The organism is Variovorax sp. GW821-FHT09D04 (assembly GCF_059416405.1).
In genome coordinates, this window is record NZ_JBWKPA010000017.1 from 23,125 (window position 1) to 40,510 (window position 17,386).

Sequence of the window (17,386 nt, forward strand, 5' to 3'; positions counted from 1 at the left end):
ACGTTTTTTCTTAAATGAAACGACTGTTTCTAAAGTTCCTATTTGTATCTTGATGTTAATTCAAAGCGACCACAACCCTAATCGAGGATGACCCCTCCGCTCAGGTTGACTATTGCGCCCGTCATGGCCCCGGCCAGCGGCGAGGCCAGGAACACCGCGGTGCCCGCGAGCTGGTCCAGCGAGGGCAGGCGTTCGACCAGCAGCCCCTCGGGCCGCGCGGCCAGCATCTGCTCGACCGTGAGGCCCATGCGCTCGGCCGCCGGGCGAAACACCTCGCCGCTGTGCGAGCCCGCGGCCACCGCCTCGGGAATTGCGTGCGAGCGGATGCAGGCGGTGCGGATGCGAAACGCCGCCAGCTCGCCCGCCATGTGGCGCGCGAGCCCCTCCACGCCGGCGCAGGCCACGGCATGCCCGAGGTACCCGGGGCCGGGTAGGCGCGAGGCGGGCGTCGACACCGACAGGATCACGCCACCGCCGCGCGCCGCCATGTGCGGCGCCACGGCCTTGGCGGTGAGGAAGTTGGCGCGCGTGTAGGCGTGGATGGGGAGGAAGAAGTCCTCCAGCGCCAGCTCGGCCAGCGGCCGGCCCTGCACGTGGAAGACGCCGACCGCGTTGAATGCGAGGTCGATGCCGCCGGCCTGCTCGGCGACCTCGGCCGCGTGGCGCAGCATCGCGGCTTCGTCCAGCGCATCGACCACCGCGGCCTGCGCGTGGCCGCCGGCTTGGGTGATGTCTCGCACGACCGCATCGAGCTTGTCGCGGTTGCGGCCGGTGATGAACACGCGGACGCCTTCGCGTGCAAAGGCGCGGGCGACGGCGCCGCCGAGGGCACCGCTGCCGCCGTGGATCACGGCGCAGCGGTCTTGCAAAGAGGGGGCATTCGAGGGCATGGACGTTTCTCCTTGGCGTGAGTGGCGACCCGCGACATGCGGGCGCTCGTTCCAAGGACGGCGCAGGCCCAGCTGATCCGACAGCGCAGTGGGATTTTTTTCAGACCTGCGGGATGCGCGGCGCGATCACGCCCGGGTCGTACCAGGTCACCGGGCGGATCTCGAACACGCCGCCCTCGAAGTCCAGCCGCCGCGCCGCATGCCGCGCGTCTTCGAGCGACTCACATTCGACGATGTAGATGCCCATCAGCTGCTCCTTCGTCTCGGCGAACGGCCCGTCGGTCACCAGCGGATGCGCGGCGCCGGCGTGCCGCACGGTGGTGGCGGTGTCGGGCATCAGGCGCAGCACGGTGCCGAGCCGGCCGGCGGCCTGCAGCTCGTCGCGCAGGTCGGTGTGGCGCTCGAGCATCTCGTCTTCGACCTCGGGCGCCCAGCCGGCCGCCGCAGCTTCGGAACCGTAGATCAGGATGGAATAGAGCATCGTGCGTCCTTTGCTTGAAGGGAGTCGGAAGAGGCGCCCGCGCCGAGGCGGTCGAGCAGCAGGCGGATGTGCGCGGCCTCGGCGGCGGTGCGGGCCAACGCGAGCGCGTCGGCAAAGGCGCGGCGCGCTTCGTCGGCGCGGCCCAGCTGCGTCAGCAGCCCGCCGCGCAGGCCGTGGAAGTGGAAGTACGCCGACAGCGGCTCTGCCAGCCCGTCGACCATCGCCAGCGCCGCCTCGGGCCCGCGCACCTTGGCCACGGCCACCGCGCGGTTGAGCGTGACCACGGGCGAAGGCTGCAGCTTTTCGAGCCCGGCGTAGAGTCGGTCGATCTCGGCCCAGTCGGTGTCGGCCGCGCGCGCCGCCCGTGCGTGCGTGGCCGCGATGGCCGCCTGCAGCTGGTACGGCCCGACGCGGCGTTGGCGCAGCGCGGTGTCGAGCAGGGCCAGGCCTTCGTCGATCGCCGCGCGGTGCCAGCGCGTGCGGTCCTGGTCTTCGAGCAGCACGACCATGCCGCCGGCGTCCAGCCGCGCATCGGCGCGCGCGTGCTGCAACAGCAGCAGGGCGCACAGGCCGGCGGTCTCGGGCGCGTCGGGGAACAGGTCGCACAGCAGGCGCGCGAGCCGGATCGCCTCTTCGCACAGCGCCACGCGCACATGGGCCGTGCCGCCGCTGGCGGCGTAGCCTTCGTTGAACAGCAGGTAGACCACCGCGCCCACGGCCGCCAGCCGCTCGCCGCGTTCGCGCGCCCCGGGCGCATCGAAGGGCAGGCCGGCCGCGGCCACGCGCTGCTTGGCGCGCGTGATGCGCTGCTCCATCGCACGCTCGCCGACCAGGAAGGCGCGCGCGATCTCCGGCACCGACAGGCCCGAGACGATGCGCAGCGCGAGCGCGATCTGTTGTGCGAGCGGCAGCGCGGGGTGGCAGCACACGAAGAGCAGGCGCAGCACGTCGTCGCGGTAGTGCGACTGGTCGAGCTGCTCGGCGAGGTCAGGGTCGAGGGCCATGTCCGCGTCGCCGTCTTCCTCTTCGGGCAACGGATCGTGCCGGTCGCGCCGCCGCAGTTCGTCGAGCGCCGCGTTGCGCCCCACGAGGATCAGCCACGCCAGCGGATCGTCGGGTGGCCCGTGCTCGGGCCAGTGCCGCAGCGCACGCAGGCTGGCTTCCTGGAAGCCTTCCTCGGCCGTGTCCAGGTCGCGGAAGTAGCGCAGCAGCGCCGCCACCGCGCGCGGGCGCGCGGCGGTCAGCGTGGTGGCGATCCAGCTCAGCTCGGTGGTGGTCATCGTCGGCGCGGTGCGTGTCGCTTCGAAGAAGGTCGGTTCAACCCCAAGGACGCGCCAGTATGCGGCGGGCCGACAGCGGTACGCAAAAAAAGTCCGCGTGGACAATGCGGCGCATGTCCGACCTCCACGCCCTGACCCGGCAGTTCCCACACCCTGGCCGGCTCGATGCCATCCTGCTGCGCCCCGCGCGGCGCACGCCTGTCGAATCGGTGCAGGAGGTTCAGGCGATCGAAGGGCTGGGCCTGGCCGGCGACCGCAGCAGTGCCGGGCGCGGCGGTGGCAAGCGGCAGGTCACGCTGATCCAGGCGGAGCACCTGCCGGTTGTCGCGGCGCTCGCGCAGCGCATGGAAGGGGTCGACGCGGGGCTGCTGCGCCGCAACCTCGTCGTGTCGGGGCTGAACCTGCTGGCGGCGCGCTCGCTGTTTCGCGACCAGCCGCTGGTGCTGGCGCTCGGGCCCGAGGTGCTGCTCGAGATCACCGGGCCCTGCGAGCCCTGTTCGCGCATGGAAGAACTGCTCGGCCCCGGTGGCTACAACGCCATGCGCGGGCATGGCGGCGTGACGGCGCGGGTGCTGCGTGGCGGTGTGCTGCGCGTCGGCGACGCGGTCGCCTGCCGCACCGCCTGAACACCACCTACATCAGGTTGCGCAACGAGGCCTCGATGGCCGCCGCCGTGGCCAGCGGCTTTTCCATCGGAAACAGGTGGCTGCCGTCGAGCATGGTGATGCGACCCTTGGTGACCTGCTCGGTCATCGCCATGCCCACCTGCTTCATCTCGACCGACTGGCGCCCGCCGATGAAAGCCACCTTGCACTTGAGCGGGTGGCGGCGCAGCAGCCCGCCCAGCGTGTGGGGCAGGGTGTTGTAGATGGCGGTTTCCACGTCGCGGTCGAAGCTCAGGGAGCGGGTGTCTTCGCTGTCGAAGGTGCCGTGGTCGATGTAGTCGTGCAGCACCTGCTCGTCCCACTTCGCGAACGCCTTCTTGCTGCGGAAGTGCTCGAACACCGCCTCGCGGTGCTCCCAGCTGTTGCGGCGCTTGCGGCTGGTGGCGCCGGGCGAAATGCTCTTCATGAGCGGCGTGCGCTTGACCACGTTGAGCGTGTTCGCGCGCCAGCCGCCGAGGATCGGCGAGTCGATCAGCAGCACGCCGCGCGCCAGCTCGGGATGGCGCGCCGCGCACATCAGGCTCAGGAAGCCGCCCAGCGAATGGCCGATGAGAAACACCGGGCCGCCCGCGCGGTCGGCGCGCAGCTTGGCGAAATCGGCCAGCTGCTGCACCAGGTGCGGCCAGTTGTCGGTGACGGGGTACTTCGGGTCGTGCCCGAATTTCTCGATGGCGTCGACCTCGAAGCCCCGGTTGCGAAGGCTGTCGAGAACGACGCGGTAGGTGCTCGCCGGAAAGCTGTTGCCGTGCGAAAAGATGACAGGAGGCACGGACAGATTCAGATGAGCTTTTCGTCGGGGGTCGAGATTTTTCGCAGCGGGCTGTGGCGCGTGGCCGGCATCCGCAGCGGGTGTTCGGTGGCGCTGTCGTCCCACACCGGGTCTTCGATGCTGTCGAACACCTCGCGCAGCTTCTGGCCCCAGCTGTTGTGCATCATGCGGTAGTAGGGGTTGTCGGCGTCGATGCAGATCACGCGGTCGGTCTCGAGCTTGTTGGCCTCGTACACCACCAGGTCCAGCGGCAGGCCCACCGACAGGTTCGACTTCATGGTCGAGTCCATCGACACCAGCGCGCACTTGGCGGCTTCGTCCAGCGGCGTCTCGGGCGTGAGCACGCGGTCGAGCACGGGCTTGCCGTATTTCGACTCGCCGACCTGGAAGTAGGGCGTCTCGGTGGTGGCTTCGATGAAGTTGCCCGCGGCGTAGACCAGGAACAGGCGCATGCCTTCGCCCTTGACCTGTCCGCCGAAGATGAACGACACGTTGAAGTCGAGGCCCGCATGCTTGAGTGCTTCGGCATCGCGGTCGTACACATGGCGCACGGCCGAGCCCAGCACGCGCGCGGCGTCGAACATGCTCTTGGCGTTCCAGATGGTGATGGGGTCGCCCTGCGTGCCGTCTTCGCGCGTTTCGCGCAGCTCTTCGATCTGCAGGATTTCGCGCACCGACTGCGAGATGCTCAGGTTGCCCGACGACAGCAGCACCATCACGCGGTCGCCCGGCTGCTCGTAGACGATCATCTTGCGGAAGGTGCTGATGTGGTCGACCCCCGCGTTCGTGCGCGAGTCGGAGAGAAACACCAGGCCGGCGTTGAGTTTGATGCCTACGCAATAAGTCATGGGTTCGCCTTGCAGGAACTGGGCCCGCTCATGCGGTACTGCGTTCACGTGCGTTCAGTTTCTGGAGGGCATAGAGCGCGTCGAGGGCTTCGCGCGGGCTCATGGTGTCCGGGTCGAGGGCAGCCAGCGCGGATTCTACGGCGCTGGCCATGGGGGTTTCGGTGGCCGGCGGCGGTGCGAACAGGTCGACTTGTGCACGCGTTTGCGCATGCTGCGATTCGAGTGCGTCGAGCGCCTGCCGCGCGTGGTTGACCACCGCCGCGGGCATGCCCGCGAGGCGCGCCACCTGGATGCCGTAGCTCTTGCTGGCCGGGCCCGGCTGCATCTCGTGCAGGAACACGATGTCGCGGCCTGACTCGGTCGCGCTCACGTGCATGTTCACCGCGCCGTGGTGCGTGGCCGGGAACTCGGTCAGCTCGAAGTAGTGGGTCGCGAACAGCGTGAAGGCCTTGCTGCGGTCGTGCAGCTGCGCCGCGATGCCGGCCGCCAGCGCCAGGCCGTCGAAGGTGCTGGTGCCGCGGCCGATCTCGTCCATCAGCACCAATGACTGCGCCGTGGCGCTGTGCAGGATCTGCGCGGCCTCGGTCATCTCGAGCATGAAGGTCGACTGCGCGTTGGCCAGGTCGTCGGCCGCGCCGATGCGCGTGTGGATCGCGTCGATCGGCCCGAGCCGGCAGGCCGTGGCCGGCACGTGCGAGCCGATGGAGGCCAGCAGCACCACGATCGCCACCTGCCGCATGTAGGTCGACTTACCGCCCATGTTCGGGCCGGTGATGATTTGCATGCGCTGCTGCGGCCCCATCTGCGTGTCGTTGGCAATGAAGCCGCCCGACGACTTCTCGGCCAGCCGCGCCTCCACCACCGGGTGGCGGCCCTGCTGGATCTCGATGCACGGGTGCGACACGAAGGTCGGCGCGCGCCAGTTCAGCGTGTGCGAGCGCTCGGCCAGCGCGCACAGCGCGTCGAGCGCGGCAATGCCGCCGGCCAGCTGCGTGAGCGCGGGCACCGAAGGCTGCAGCGCGTCGAGCAGCTGCTCGTACAGCCACTTCTCGCGCGCCAGTGCGCGGTCTTGCGCGCTCAGTGCCTTGTCTTCGAAGGCCTTCAGCTCGGGCGTGATGAAGCGCTCGGCGTTCTTCAGCGTCTGGCGGCGGCGGTAGTTGTCGGGCACCTTCGAGAGCGCGCTTTGCGTCACCTCGATGTAGAAGCCGTGCACGCGGTTGAACTGCACGCGCAGGTTGCTGATGCCGGTGCGCTCGCGCTCGCTGATCTCGAGCTTGAGCAAAAAGTCGTCGCAGTTCTCGCTGATCTCGCGCAGCTCGTCGAGTTCGGCGTCGTGGCCGGTGGCGATCACGCCGCCGTCGCGCACCAGCGCCGACGGGTCGGGCTTGATCGCGCGCACCAGCAGGTCGGCGCAGCCCGGCGGCGGTGCCAGGCGTTCGGTGATCTGCGCCAGCAGCGCGGCCGCGCCCGGCAGCAGCGGCGCCAGCTGCTCGGCCTTCGCCAGCGCAAGCTGCAGCGCCACCAGTTCGCGCGGGCGCACCTGGCGCAGCGCGATGCGCGCCGCGATGCGTTCCACGTCGCTGGTGTTCTTCAGCTGCTCGCGCAGCGTGCGCCAGGGCGCGGCCGTGGCGCCGGGCCCGGGGGACTGCAGCGCACCGATGGCATCGAGCCGCCCCTTGGCTTCGCTGCGGTCGCGGCGCGGCGAGAGCAGCCAGCGCTTGAGCAGGCGGCTGCCCATGCCTGTCATGCAGGTGTCGAGCAGCGAGAACATCGTGGGCGAGTCTTCGCCGCGCAGCGTCTGCACCAGCTCCAGGTTGCGGCGCGTGGTGGGCGGCAGCTCGATCAGGTCGCCGTCGCGCTCCACCGACAGGCGCTGGACGTGCGACAGCGCGCGGCCCTGCGTGTGCTCGGCATAGCCCAGCAGCGCGGCGGCGGCGGCGTGCGCGTTGCCCAGCGATTCGGCGTTCCAGGCCGCGAGGCTGTGGCTGCCCATCTGCTCGCTGAGCTTGCGCTCACCCAGGCCGGGATCGAACTGCCAGGCCGGACGCAGCGACAGCGTGAACGGCACGGCCGCGCGCGCGGCCTTCAGGCGCTGCTCGAAGGCGGGCGTGACCTCGGCGCTGTACAGCAGTTCGCTCGGTGCGATGCGCGCGATCCAGGCTTCGAGCGCGTCGGCCGGGCACTCGGCCAGCCGCAGCTCGGCGCCCGTCACGCTGAGCCAGGCCAGGCCGCAGAAATTGCGCGTGCCCGCATGCACGGCGAGCAGCAGCGAATCGCTCTTGTCGTTGAGCAGTTCCGAATCGGTCAGCGTGCCGGGCGTGACCACCCGCACCACCTTGCGCTCGACCGGCCCCTTGCTGGCACCGACCTCGCCCACCTGCTCGCAGATGGCGACCGATTCGCCCAGCTTGATGAGCCGCGCGAGGTAGGTGTCGACCGAGTGGAAGGGCACGCCGCACATCAGCACCGGCTGCCCGGCCGACTGGCCGCGCTGGGTGAGCGTGATGTCGAGCAGGCGCGAGGCCTTTTCGGCGTCGGCCCAGAACAGTTCGTAGAAATCGCCCATCCGGTAGAACAGCAGGGTGTCCGGATGGTCGGCTTTGAGGCCCAGGTATTGCGCCATCATGGGCGTGTGCCCGGAGAAGTCGCTGGAGGAGGGCGCGGGGTGGGCAGTCGTCGTTTTCACTCGGGCGATTATCGGGGACGGGCGGACGGGGATCAGCCGACGGTCGGTGTGACCGGCTTGCCGATGCGGTTGCGCATTGCGACCCGCGTGTCGTCGATCTGCTTGTGCGATGCGGCCTGCAGGCGGCGGGCCTTGGCTGGCGCAAAACCCAGTTCCAGAAAGAGGTTGGTGCCCGGCGGGGTGACGTGGCGGATGGCGGTGTCGGTCTTCATGGTCTGCTCTTCCTGAGAGGGGTCGCCGGGCGGTCGTGTGCTTCTGGCTCGGGTCGGCATTGTCGAGAAGCGCCGGAGGTCTTCGCCTCGCGTGGCACCATGCCGGTCCCGATGACCGTGAACTTTGTGGGGATCCGGCGCAGATCCACCACGCGGCCTGTTCCAGGCGCGGCGCCCCGTCGCACGCGCTTCTTGGCCGTTCCTGAATCCAAACGCTTTCCCCGTGCGTAGTCATGCGCATGCGCATGACTACGCGGGCGCACGCGACCTTCATCGATGGAGACCCCAGTGAGCTACGAGGACATCCGGAAACGATTTCATGTGCCTGCCCGCAAGGGCGCCAGGGTGCTGGTGCACGGGCAGCCCGGCACGGTGACCACCGTGCGGGGGCTCACGCTGCGCGTGCGGCTGGACGGCATGAGCTGGTCGCGGCCGTACCTGCCGGACGAGCTGCAATGGCTGCCGGCCCCAGCGCCCGAGCCGCAGGGGCAGGGCGGCCCCGAGCACTGACGCGGCCGGGCGGCCTGCACCGCCCCTCCTAAAATCCCTCGGCGCAAACCCCGCGTGAAGAACAAAGGCGCCCATGGCCCCGTCGGATGAAATCAAAGGCCCTGCAGCGGACGCGCTCCCGGACACCGCCACCCTGCCCGCTGACCTCGCGGCGCTGTACCTGTGCTTGTCGCCGGCCCAGCTGGCGGACCTGCGCAAGTCGAAACGGCCCGAAGGGCGCCCGGGCACGGGCAACGCGCCGTCCGTCATCCGGCCCGTCGAGGGCACGGGCGGCGCCAAGGACCCGGCGCTCTACCAGCTCGGCACGCTGCGCGAATTTGCCAAGGCGCACGCCGCGCCCTCGGCTTTCGACACCGCGCTGAACACCGGCCTGCCGGGCTGGTTCGGCGCCAAGCTGCCTTTCTTTGCCGAGCGCGAGCCCCGCATCAAGCGCGGCAAGCGCGTGCTCATCGGCGGCGCCTGGGACCGGGCCGATCCGCTGCGCGAGCAGCGCTTCGTCGCGCTGGCCAAGGGCCGCATCCGCTTCACGTCGCTGACGTGTGCCGAAGCTGCGGCGAGCCTGTGGGCCGACGTGGAAAGCCACCGCGCGTTCGCCGACCAGGGGCTGGCCCTGCTCGCGCGCGAGACGCAGGCCATCGAGGCCTCGCTGGCCGACACGGCCCGCCTGGCCGCGACCGCACCGACCGATGCGGCGGCCTGACCTCCCTTCAAGTTCGACGATGGAAGTGCTCCGATGCTGATCAATTGCGTGGCCTATGAAAACGGCGCCAAGCTCGCCGACATTCCCGTCGAGGACATCAGCGACTACATCTCCCGCGCCGGCTGTTTCGTCTGGGTGGCGCTGAGCGACGCCACGCCCGAAGAGCTGGCGCAGATGCAGGACGAGTTCGACCTGCACCCGCTGGCCGTCGAAGACGCCCAGCACGGCCACCAGCGCCCCAAGGTGGAGGAGTACGGCGACTCGCTGTTCGTCGTGATGCACCTGGTCGAGCCCTCGACCGAAGCCGAGGGGGAGGGTGGGCACAGCGTGAACGTGGGCGAGGTCAACGTGTTCGTCGGCCGCAACTACGTGCTGTCGGTGCGCAACCGCAGCCAGCAGGGCTTCCTGGGCGTGCGCGAGCGCTGTGAGCGCGAGCCCGACCTGCTGCGCAACGGCGCGGGCTTCGTGCTCTATGCGTTGATGGACGCGGTGGTCGACCGCTACTTTCCGGTGATCGACGCGCTCGAAGTGGAACTCGAATCCATCGAGCAGCAGATCTTTGCGCAGGGCGGCGCGGCGCGCGACAAGATCAAGCAGCTGTACGACCTGAAGCGCCGCAGCCTCATCCTCAAGCGCGCGGTGGCGCCGCTGGTGGAGGCGGCGGGCAAGCTGCACGGCGGGCGCGTGCCGCAGATCTGCGTGGGCACGCAGGAGTATTTCCGCGACGTGGGCGACCACCTGGTGCGCATCAACGGCTCGATCGACGCGGTGCGCGACACCATCGCCACGGCGGTGCAGGTGAACCTCTCGATGGTCACCATCGAAGAGAGCGAAGTGACCAAGCGGCTCGCCGCCTGGGCCAGCATCTTCGCGGTGTGCACGGCCTTTGCGGGCATCTGGGGGATGAACTTCGAGCACATGCCTGAGCTGAAATTCCGCTATGGGTACGCGATGGCGCTGGGGCTGATCGTCAGCACCTGCGGCTACCTCTACTACCGGTTCAAGCGCGTCGGCTGGCTCTAGCGCGAAGCCCGGCCCCCGGGCTTCGCGACTGAATTGCGCTTTCCTTATTCGTCGTGCGTGTCGTGCGTCGCCACAGCACCGCGACGCCAGTAACCCGACGCCCGAACCCACTTCGGGTTCGCGCCGCGCTCGCCCACGAGGTGCGCGCGCAGCGCCTTCGCGATCGCCGATTCGCAACCGACCCAGGCGTGGAAGTCGCCGTCCGGCAGTGCCATGGTTTTCAGCGTGTCGACCAGCACGGGGCTCAGGCCCGGCGCGGCGCCCTGGCGGTGCACCCAGCGCAGCGTGAGCTCGGCCTGCGTCTCGAACGGGATCTCGTCGGCCGCGCTGTCGACTTCCGCCAGCACCACCACGCGCGCACCGGCCGGCAGTTCGGCCAGGCGGCGCGAGATGGCGGGCAGGGCGGTGTCGTCGCCGATCAGCAGGTGCCAGTCGAATTCGGTCGGCACGATGAACGAGCCGCGCGGGCCGCCCACGCCGACGATGTCGCCGGGCTTGGCCTGTTCGGCCCACTGCGTGGCGGGGCCGGCGTCGTGCAGCGCGAAGTCGATCTCGAGCGTGTTGGCCTGCGCGTCGTGGCGGCGCGGCGTGTAGTCGCGCATGGCGGGGCGTCCGCCCTCGGGCCACACGGGGCCGTCGGGGCCGGCGGTCGGCAGCGTGAGCTGGCCGGTGGCGGCATCGGGAAAGAACAGCTTCGCGTGGTCGTCGAAGCCGGGGCTGGTGAAGCCTTCGAGCGCGTCGCCAGTCAGCGTGATGCGGATCAGGTGCGGCGTCACGCGCTGCACGGTCTTCACCGTGAGTTGGCGAAAACGCAGTTCGTGGCGCACGCGGCGGGGCGTGCGGTCGGGCGTGTTGGAAGGAGAAGCAGTGGTGGTGAAGTCGGTCATTTGCAGAGATGGGTTCAGATGCGTTCGAGTTGTTGTGCGGCGCTGTCGAGCACCGCGGCGAATTCGTGGGCTTGTTGTTCGGTGAGAGGGGCGCCGCCGAGGCGCAGGCGCATCGCGAGCTTGAGGTTCTCGATGGCGCGGGTGACTTGCGGGGGCCGTCCGGCGCGCGGGCCGGCGCCGTCCACGCCGCCCGCCATGCGGGCCATCATGGCGTCGGCCGTCTCGCGGTTGGCGGCCAGGAACTCCTGGCCGCTCGGCGTGATGCTGTAGCGCTTGCGACCGCCGACATCGGCGGTTTCCACGCTCAGGTAGCCCAGCTCTTCCAGCAGCGTGAGCGTGGGGTAGACCACGCCGGGGCTCGGCGCGTAGGTGCCGCCCAGGCGGTCTTCGATGGCCTTGATGAGCTCGTAGCCGTGCGAAGGCTTGTCGGCAATGAGCTGCAGCAGAACGAAGCGCAGCCCGCCATGGCCGAACACCCGGCCCGCGCCGCCGCCGCGCCCGCCGCGCATCCCGCGGCCGCCGCCGGCCAGGCCGTCTTCGTGTTCGCCGCGCGGGGCGTGGCGGTGGTGATGGTGGTGCGGAGCGTGGTGAAGGTGGCGCATGAGGATTGCTTTCTTGAGTGGGTCGAGACTATTCTAGATATATCGAAATAGAAAACGAAAGCCCACCCATCGGGCGACCCTGCCGGTCGCATGGGTTCTGGCGGCGCGGCCCCTTCGGACTACAGCGGGCGCAAAGGCGCCGCGCGCGCAATCAGCCGGATCTGCTCGAAATCCAGCCGGTCCAGCGCCTGGCGCAGCGTCAGCACCATCGGCTGGCTGTGCGCCTCCGTGGCCAGCCGGTTCACCCACTCGTGCAGGTCGCTCCAGCGGCCATCGCGGGCGAGCACTTCGAGTTCGTCCTTCTGCGCCGGCGACAGCGGCGTCAGCACCGGCAGCAGCCGGCCGCGCGCCCGGGGCCTGGCACGCGGGCGCGGCGCGGCAATGGGTTCCGATGGCGGCGGTGCAGGCGCATCCGACGAAGGCGCCGGCTCGGTCGACAGCGAGAAGACCACCCGCGTCCCCGTGCCCATGCCGCTGTGGATCGCGAGCCGCCCGCCCATCCGCTGCACGATGCGCTGCGCGATCACCAGCCCGAGGCCGCCGCCCGCCATGCTGGGCGCGTTGTCGGCCAGCAGGCGGGTCATGCGATCGAGCGTGTCGGTGTCGATGCCCGTGCCGCTGTCGGTCACCTCGAAATGCAACAGCCATGCGCCGTCGCTCGGCTGCGCCTGCAAGCGCAGCCCGATGGCGCCGTTGCGCGTGAACCTGGCGGCGTTCGACAGCAGGTTCAGCACCACCTGCTGCAGCCGCTTGCCGTCCAGGTGGACCAGGGCCGGCAGCTCGCCGTCGATCGTGAGTTCGAAGCTGTTGTGCTGGCGCTGCGCGAGTGCGTCCGCGTACTGCGCGACGTTGTCGACCAGCGTGCGCAGCTGCACCGGCTGCGCCTCGACGGCCAGCGGCGCCAGCTCGCCCTTGGCGTAGTCGACCAGGTCATCGATGAGCTCCAGTTGGTAGGCCGCGCTGCGTTCGATGGTGGCGAGCCGCGTCGGCGCGGGCATGTCGCCGGCGTCCTGCATCAGCCGCAGGTTGCCCAGGATGGTGGCCACCGGCGCGCGCAGGTCGTGGCTGATGTAGGCCAGCAGCTCCTTCTGCTCGCGCGTGCGCTGCTCGGCCTGGCCCAGCGCCTCGCTCAGCGCGCGCGTCTTGCGCACTACTTCTTCCTCGAGCCGCTGCTGTTCCTGGGCCTGCCACGCCAGCAGCGTCTGCTGCGCCGCGTTGCGCTGGCGCGTTTCCTGGAACGACCACGCCGTGATCGCGAAGGCGCCGACCAGCATGCCCGGGAACGCGAGCGCATAGTGGTCGAAGTCGGACATCGAGCGCTCCGCGAACATCAGCGCCGACATGCGCATCAGCGCGCCCACGCAGATCACGAGCATCACCATCAGCGACAGCCGCCCGCCCGGCCCGGCGCGCCGCTGGTAGATGAAAGTGCAGACCGTCAGCGCGAGCACGATCAGCGGCGCGTTCACGATGCCGATGGCCGCGAAGGTCGCGTAGGGGCCGAGCAGGGTGCCCAGCAGCACGACGATCTCGACGCCGGCCAGCACGAACAGCAGCGGGCGCCCCGGCACGCGCACCGGGCTCTGGCGGCCGCGCTCGTGAAAGTACAGCAGCAGGCACAGCGCCGTGGCCGCCACCATCACGCTGTGCCCGCGGTAGCTCCAGGTGGTGCTGTCGGGCCACAGCGCAATGCGCGCATAGCCCCGGTAGGTGGCCTCGTACAGCGCCAGCAGCGCAAAGCTCCCCGCCTGGAACGCGAGCATTGGCGCGCGCGAAATCCACCACAGCGCCGCCGAATACACCGCGAAGGCCAGCAGCCCGCCGATCAGCAGGCCGCTGAGCAGCGCATGGTTGCGCTCGATGTGGTGCCATGCCTCGTCGGTGTGCAGCTCCAGCACCAGCTTGATCTGGCCCGTGCTCATCACGCGCACCAGCACCTGCACCGACTCGCCCGGCTGCAGGTCGATCTGCAGCTGCGGAATGCGGTCGTAGCGGTGCGTGCTGTCCATCGGGTCGGACACGCCGGCCTGCGCGTGGGTCCATGCGGGTTGGCCATTGCGCGTGCGCAGCAGATGAAAGTCGACATGCCGCAGCCACGTCACGTTGAGCCCGAGCCGCGCCGTGCGCACCTCCTGCGCATCGTTGACCAGCGACAGGCGCAGCCACACCGCCGAGGTCGAGAACCCGCGCATCAGCTGGTCAGGCGTGGCGGGCACGAACCCGTTCGCACCGCCGCTGGGCAAGGCGAGCACCTCGCGCGCCGACAGGCGGGCCGTGGGGTCTTCCAGCACTTCGACGGTCTGTTCGACGGAGACATTGCCCCGGGTCAGCGCGCTGAACCTGACGGCTTCGGCCGCGCTGGCCGCGAAGCCCCACAACCACAAGGCCAGGCCGAGCAGCAAGCCGCTTGCCCACCAGGGGCGTGTGCGCACCGGATGCATCGCGCGTCAGGTGCCGGAACGTTCGACGCCGGCCTGGCGGCATGCCGAGGGCGTGCAGTCGAAGTACTCGCGAAACGCTGTCGCGAAATTCGCGGCGCTCGAGAACCCCACCGCCGCGGCGATCTCCTCGATGCGCATGGCCGATTCGAGCAGCAGGCGCTGCGCCTCGTGCAGCCGCGCCTCGCGCACGAACTCGAACACCGTGCGGTTCGCGAGCTCCTTGAACACGCGCGACAGGCGCTTTTCATGCGTGCCCACGCGCGCCGCCAGCTCGCGCAGCGGCAGCACGCGGCTCAGGTCGGCCAGTATCAGCCGCTCCGCCGCCTGCATGAGCGCGCGGTCCATGCCCGAGCCCGGCGCGCCGCCGTCGTTCGCAGCGGGGTCATCGGGCGGGGGCGCCGCCTGCGTGGCGGGGGCGGTGCGCGCCCTGCGGGATTCCGCCAGCGCGAGGTGAATTTCGACGCGGGCCATCACCTCGGCCGGGTCGAAGGGCTTCACGATGTAGTCGACTGCGCCGGCCCGCAGGCCCGTCAGGCGCTCTTCCAGGCTGGCTGACGAGGTCACGAAGATCACCGGAATGTCCGCCGTGGCCGGGTCGGCCTTCAGCAGGCGGCAGGCGGCAAACCCGTCGGTGCCGCCCAGGCGCACGTCCAGCAGCACCAGGTCCATCTGCAGCGTCGTCGCGCGCCGGTAGCCCTCCATCGCATCGAAGGCGAGCGTGATGCGGTAGCCGGTGCCCCGCAGCGTTTCCAGCAAGAGCTTGAGTTCGTCAACGTTGTCGTCGACAACCAGCAGATGAGCTCTCCGGGGCTCCGGAGGTGACCAATAGGACATGGAAAGAGGGGGCGCCGGCACCGCGTTGGAACGCCCTGTGGCCGAAACAATGTAACCAAGAAATTAATTTGGTAATCATTGTCACAAGAAATGCAAATTCATCCAATGACCGGTCTTCATTCCTGATCGATCCGCCCGCCATTGCCGCCCGAGGCCTTAAAAAAGGTGCCGCGGCGAGGGGGTCTGTCAGAGGGAAAACGGGGTGCTGGACAGGGCCCGTCCGGTATTGCAGGAAATAGCCGGGCCGATTCCGTCCATCAAAAGAATTGGACGCTCCGGCAAAAGCCCGTAAGCCAAAAGACCGCCAGCGCTCGCTTTCCCAACTTGCGAATTGCTGATTTTCTTTCGCCAATCGTGTGAAGTATTCGACATTCACACACGTTTGTGAACAGTTGTACGCCACGGCAAACGCCACGGCCTCTCCGGCAAAAGTCCGGACACCCCCCCGAACCAAGAATCCCGCCCCATGCAAGCGCAAGCCTGCGTGACCCGCACACCGGGTCGCGCCGGCGAGTCCTCGAGAGCCACCCGCGGCCTTCGAGATTTCCCAACGTGCGACCCGGGCTGTTCGCTGAAAGCGAGGGCTGGCCCGAGGTCCGGAGTCAAGGAGAAAGACCAATCATGGAAGCTGTTTACAAGTCTGGTGGCGCGTCATCCCGCAAAGCGACGGCGGAAGCCCCTCTGGTTCTGGATCGCCCGTCGATCGTCACGCTGAAGATCGCGCCCGAGAGCGTGCTCAAGTTCGAGCGCCGCGGCGACGACCTCGTGCTCGTGCTGCGCGACGGCCAGGAAGTCGCCGTGCGCGGCTTCTTCGCCGAGTACCCCGACGGCGGCCGCAACGACCTCGTGCTCGAGGACGGCGCCGGCGTGCAGTGGTGGGGCCAGTACACCGCGCCCTGGAAAGACTTCCACTTCACCGAGATCGAGTGGAACGACGCCGGCGGCGCCTTGCTGCCCGACGGCGTGCCGGGCTGGCTGCTGGGCGCGCTCGGCGTGCTGGGCGTCGGTGCCGCCGCGAGCGGTGGTGGTGGCGGCGGCGGTGGCGCCCCGGCCTTCATTCCGCCGTTGCTTCCCGCGCAGAACCGCGGCCCCGAAGGCAAGGCCGACCCTGTCGTCACCGATCAGGACAAGCCTGTTAGCGGACAAGTGCAGGCGACCGACCCGGACCGTGACACGCTGAACTACACCGTTGCCAAGGGCCCCGAGCACGGCACCGTCACCGTCGACCCGTCTACCGGCCAGTTCGTCTACACCCCCAAGCCCGGCTACGAAGGTCCCGACAGCTTCGAGGTGACTGTCAGCGACGGCAAGGGCGGCACCACCACCGTCACGGTGCCCGTGACCGTCTCGCCCGTGAACGACGCGCCCACCGCGCCCGACTACACCGAGACCACGACCGAAGACACGCCCGTGAGCGGCCGCGTGACCGGCAGCGACATCGACAGCGGCGACACGCTGACCTACACGAAGGGCAGCGACCCGGCGCACGGCACGGTGACGGTCAACCCGGACGGCACGTACACGTACACGCCGAACCCGGACTTTCATGGGACGGACAGCTTCACTGTCACGGTGAGTGATGGCCATGGCGGGACGACGACGAGCACGGTGACGGTGACGGTCGATCCGGTGAACGATGCGCCGACGGCGCCGAACTACACCGAGACCACGAACGAAGACACGCCGGTCAGCGGCAAGGTGGTTGGCAGCGACGTGGACGGCGACACGCTCACGTACGTGAAGGGCAGCGACCCGGCACATGGCACCGTCACGGTCAACGCGGACGGCACCTACACCTACACCCCGGGTGCCAACTTCAACGGAACCGACAGCTTCACCGTGACGGTGAGCGACGGCCACGGTGGCACGACCACCAGCACCGTGAACGTGACCATCAACCCGGTCAACGACGCACCGACGGCGCCCAACTACACCGAGACCACGAATGAAGACACGCCGGTCAGCGGCAAGGTCGTCGGCAGTGACGTGGATGGCGACACGCTTACCTACGTGAAGGGCAGCGACCCGGCGCACGGCACCGTCACGGTCAATGCCGATGGCACCTACACCTACACCCCGGGTGCCAACTTCCACGGCACGGACAGCTTCACCGTGACGGTGAGCGACGGCCACGGTGGCACGACCACCAGCACCGTGAACGTGACCATCAACCCGGTCAACGACGCACCGACGGCGCCCAACTACACCGAGACCACGAATGAAGACACGCCGGTCAGCGGCAAGGTCGTCGGCAGTGACGTGGATGGCGACACGCTTACCTACGTGAAGGGCAGCGACCCGGCGCACGGCACCGTCACGGTCAATGCCGATGGCACCTACACCTACACCCCGGGTGCCAACTTCCACGGCACGGACAGCTTCACCGTGACGGTGAGCGACGGCCACGGTGGCACGACCACCAGCACCGTGAACGTGACCATCAACCCGGTCAACGACGCACCGACGGCGCCCAACTACATCGAGACCACGAATGAAGACACGCCGGTCAGCGGCAAGGTCGTCGGCAGTGACGTCGATGGCGACGCGCTGACGTACAC

At 69.1% G+C, this 17,386-nt stretch carries 16 protein-coding genes; 5 read left to right on the forward strand and 11 right to left on the reverse strand.

The annotated features are described in order from the left end of the window. Positions 1–77 precede the first annotated feature (77 nt). From AC07O4_RS30370 to AC07O4_RS30380, 3 genes are all read right to left on the reverse strand, one after another. The gene (locus tag AC07O4_RS30370) at positions 78–890 is read right to left on the reverse strand and encodes an SDR family NAD(P)-dependent oxidoreductase (protein WP_495306461.1); all 813 of its coding nucleotides are present in this window, start codon (positions 888–890) and stop codon (positions 78–80) included. Positions 891–990: 100 nt separating this feature from the next. Further along, a complete protein-coding gene (locus AC07O4_RS30375; RefSeq protein WP_070062632.1) occupies positions 991–1,371 on the reverse strand; it encodes a YciI family protein in 381 nt (126 codons plus the stop codon). Next, positions 1,353–2,651: an RNA polymerase sigma factor gene (locus AC07O4_RS30380; RefSeq protein WP_495306462.1), complete on the reverse strand. Its 1,299-nt coding sequence runs from the start codon at positions 2,649–2,651 to the stop codon at positions 1,353–1,355. The genes AC07O4_RS30375 and AC07O4_RS30380 overlap by 19 nt, the downstream gene beginning before the upstream one ends. Positions 2,652–2,764: 113 nt before the next feature. Here AC07O4_RS30380 and AC07O4_RS30385 point away from each other — a divergent pair, with 113 nt between their 5' ends. Next, entirely contained in the window at positions 2,765–3,277 is a 513-nt protein-coding gene (locus tag AC07O4_RS30385) for an MOSC domain-containing protein (RefSeq protein WP_495306463.1), read from the forward strand. 7 nt (positions 3,278–3,284) lie between these two features. Here AC07O4_RS30385 and AC07O4_RS30390 read toward each other — a convergent pair whose 3' ends face one another. From AC07O4_RS30390 to AC07O4_RS30405, 4 genes are read right to left on the reverse strand one after another with little or no spacing between them, the layout of a single operon-like run. Beyond that, a complete protein-coding gene (locus tag AC07O4_RS30390) occupies positions 3,285–4,091 on the reverse strand; it encodes an alpha/beta fold hydrolase (RefSeq protein ID WP_495306500.1) in 807 nt (268 codons plus the stop codon). Between the two features lie 2 nt (positions 4,092–4,093). After that, a complete protein-coding gene (locus AC07O4_RS30395; protein ID WP_495306464.1) occupies positions 4,094–4,933 on the reverse strand; it encodes a proteasome-type protease in 840 nt (279 codons plus the stop codon). 28 nt (positions 4,934–4,961) lie between these two features. Further along, the gene (gene mutS, locus AC07O4_RS30400) at positions 4,962–7,619 is read right to left on the reverse strand and encodes a DNA mismatch repair protein MutS (RefSeq protein ID WP_495306465.1); all 2,658 of its coding nucleotides are present in this window, start codon (positions 7,617–7,619) and stop codon (positions 4,962–4,964) included. Positions 7,620–7,651: 32 nt separating this feature from the next. Continuing rightward, on the reverse strand, positions 7,652–7,831 hold the full coding sequence (locus AC07O4_RS30405; protein WP_354344846.1) for a hypothetical protein: 180 nt from the start codon (positions 7,829–7,831) through the stop codon (positions 7,652–7,654). Positions 7,832–8,152: 321 nt separating this feature from the next. Here AC07O4_RS30405 and AC07O4_RS30410 point away from each other — a divergent pair, with 321 nt between their 5' ends. The 3 genes from AC07O4_RS30410 to AC07O4_RS30420 all read left to right on the forward strand — a co-directional run bounded on the left by AC07O4_RS30410 (position 8,153) and on the right by AC07O4_RS30420 (position 10,064). After that, complete coding sequence (locus AC07O4_RS30410; RefSeq protein ID WP_354344848.1) at positions 8,153–8,341, forward strand: polysaccharide deacetylase; 189 nt, start codon at positions 8,153–8,155, stop codon at positions 8,339–8,341. 73 nt (positions 8,342–8,414) lie between these two features. Continuing rightward, positions 8,415–9,041, forward strand: a complete 627-nt coding sequence (locus tag AC07O4_RS30415) for a hypothetical protein (protein ID WP_495306466.1) — start codon at positions 8,415–8,417, stop codon at positions 9,039–9,041. Positions 9,042–9,074: 33 nt separating this feature from the next. Next, positions 9,075–10,064 (forward strand): magnesium and cobalt transport protein CorA, encoded by a 990-nt coding sequence (locus tag AC07O4_RS30420; RefSeq protein ID WP_495306467.1) that lies wholly within the window; start codon positions 9,075–9,077, stop codon positions 10,062–10,064. Between the two features lie 44 nt (positions 10,065–10,108). On the opposite strand, the gene AC07O4_RS30425 is transcribed toward AC07O4_RS30420, so the two are convergent. The 4 genes from AC07O4_RS30425 to AC07O4_RS30440 form a co-directional block, all read right to left on the reverse strand. Beyond that, a complete protein-coding gene (locus AC07O4_RS30425; RefSeq protein WP_495306468.1) occupies positions 10,109–10,951 on the reverse strand; it encodes a siderophore-interacting protein in 843 nt (280 codons plus the stop codon). Between the two features lie 14 nt (positions 10,952–10,965). Further along, positions 10,966–11,553: a PadR family transcriptional regulator gene (locus AC07O4_RS30430; RefSeq protein WP_062474958.1), complete on the reverse strand. Its 588-nt coding sequence runs from the start codon at positions 11,551–11,553 to the stop codon at positions 10,966–10,968. Positions 11,554–11,672: 119 nt separating this feature from the next. Next, on the reverse strand, positions 11,673–13,985 hold the full coding sequence (locus AC07O4_RS30435; protein WP_495306469.1) for a sensor histidine kinase: 2,313 nt from the start codon (positions 13,983–13,985) through the stop codon (positions 11,673–11,675). A 15-nt stretch (positions 13,986–14,000) separates the two neighbouring features. Beyond that, complete coding sequence (locus AC07O4_RS30440; RefSeq protein ID WP_354344853.1) at positions 14,001–14,828, reverse strand: response regulator transcription factor; 828 nt, start codon at positions 14,826–14,828, stop codon at positions 14,001–14,003. A gap of 621 nt (positions 14,829–15,449) precedes the next feature. On the opposite strand from AC07O4_RS30440, the gene AC07O4_RS30445 reads away from it, so the two are divergent. Further along, on the forward strand, positions 15,450–17,386 hold a 1,937-nt coding region (locus AC07O4_RS30445; protein ID WP_495306470.1), incomplete at its 3' end, for an Ig-like domain-containing protein.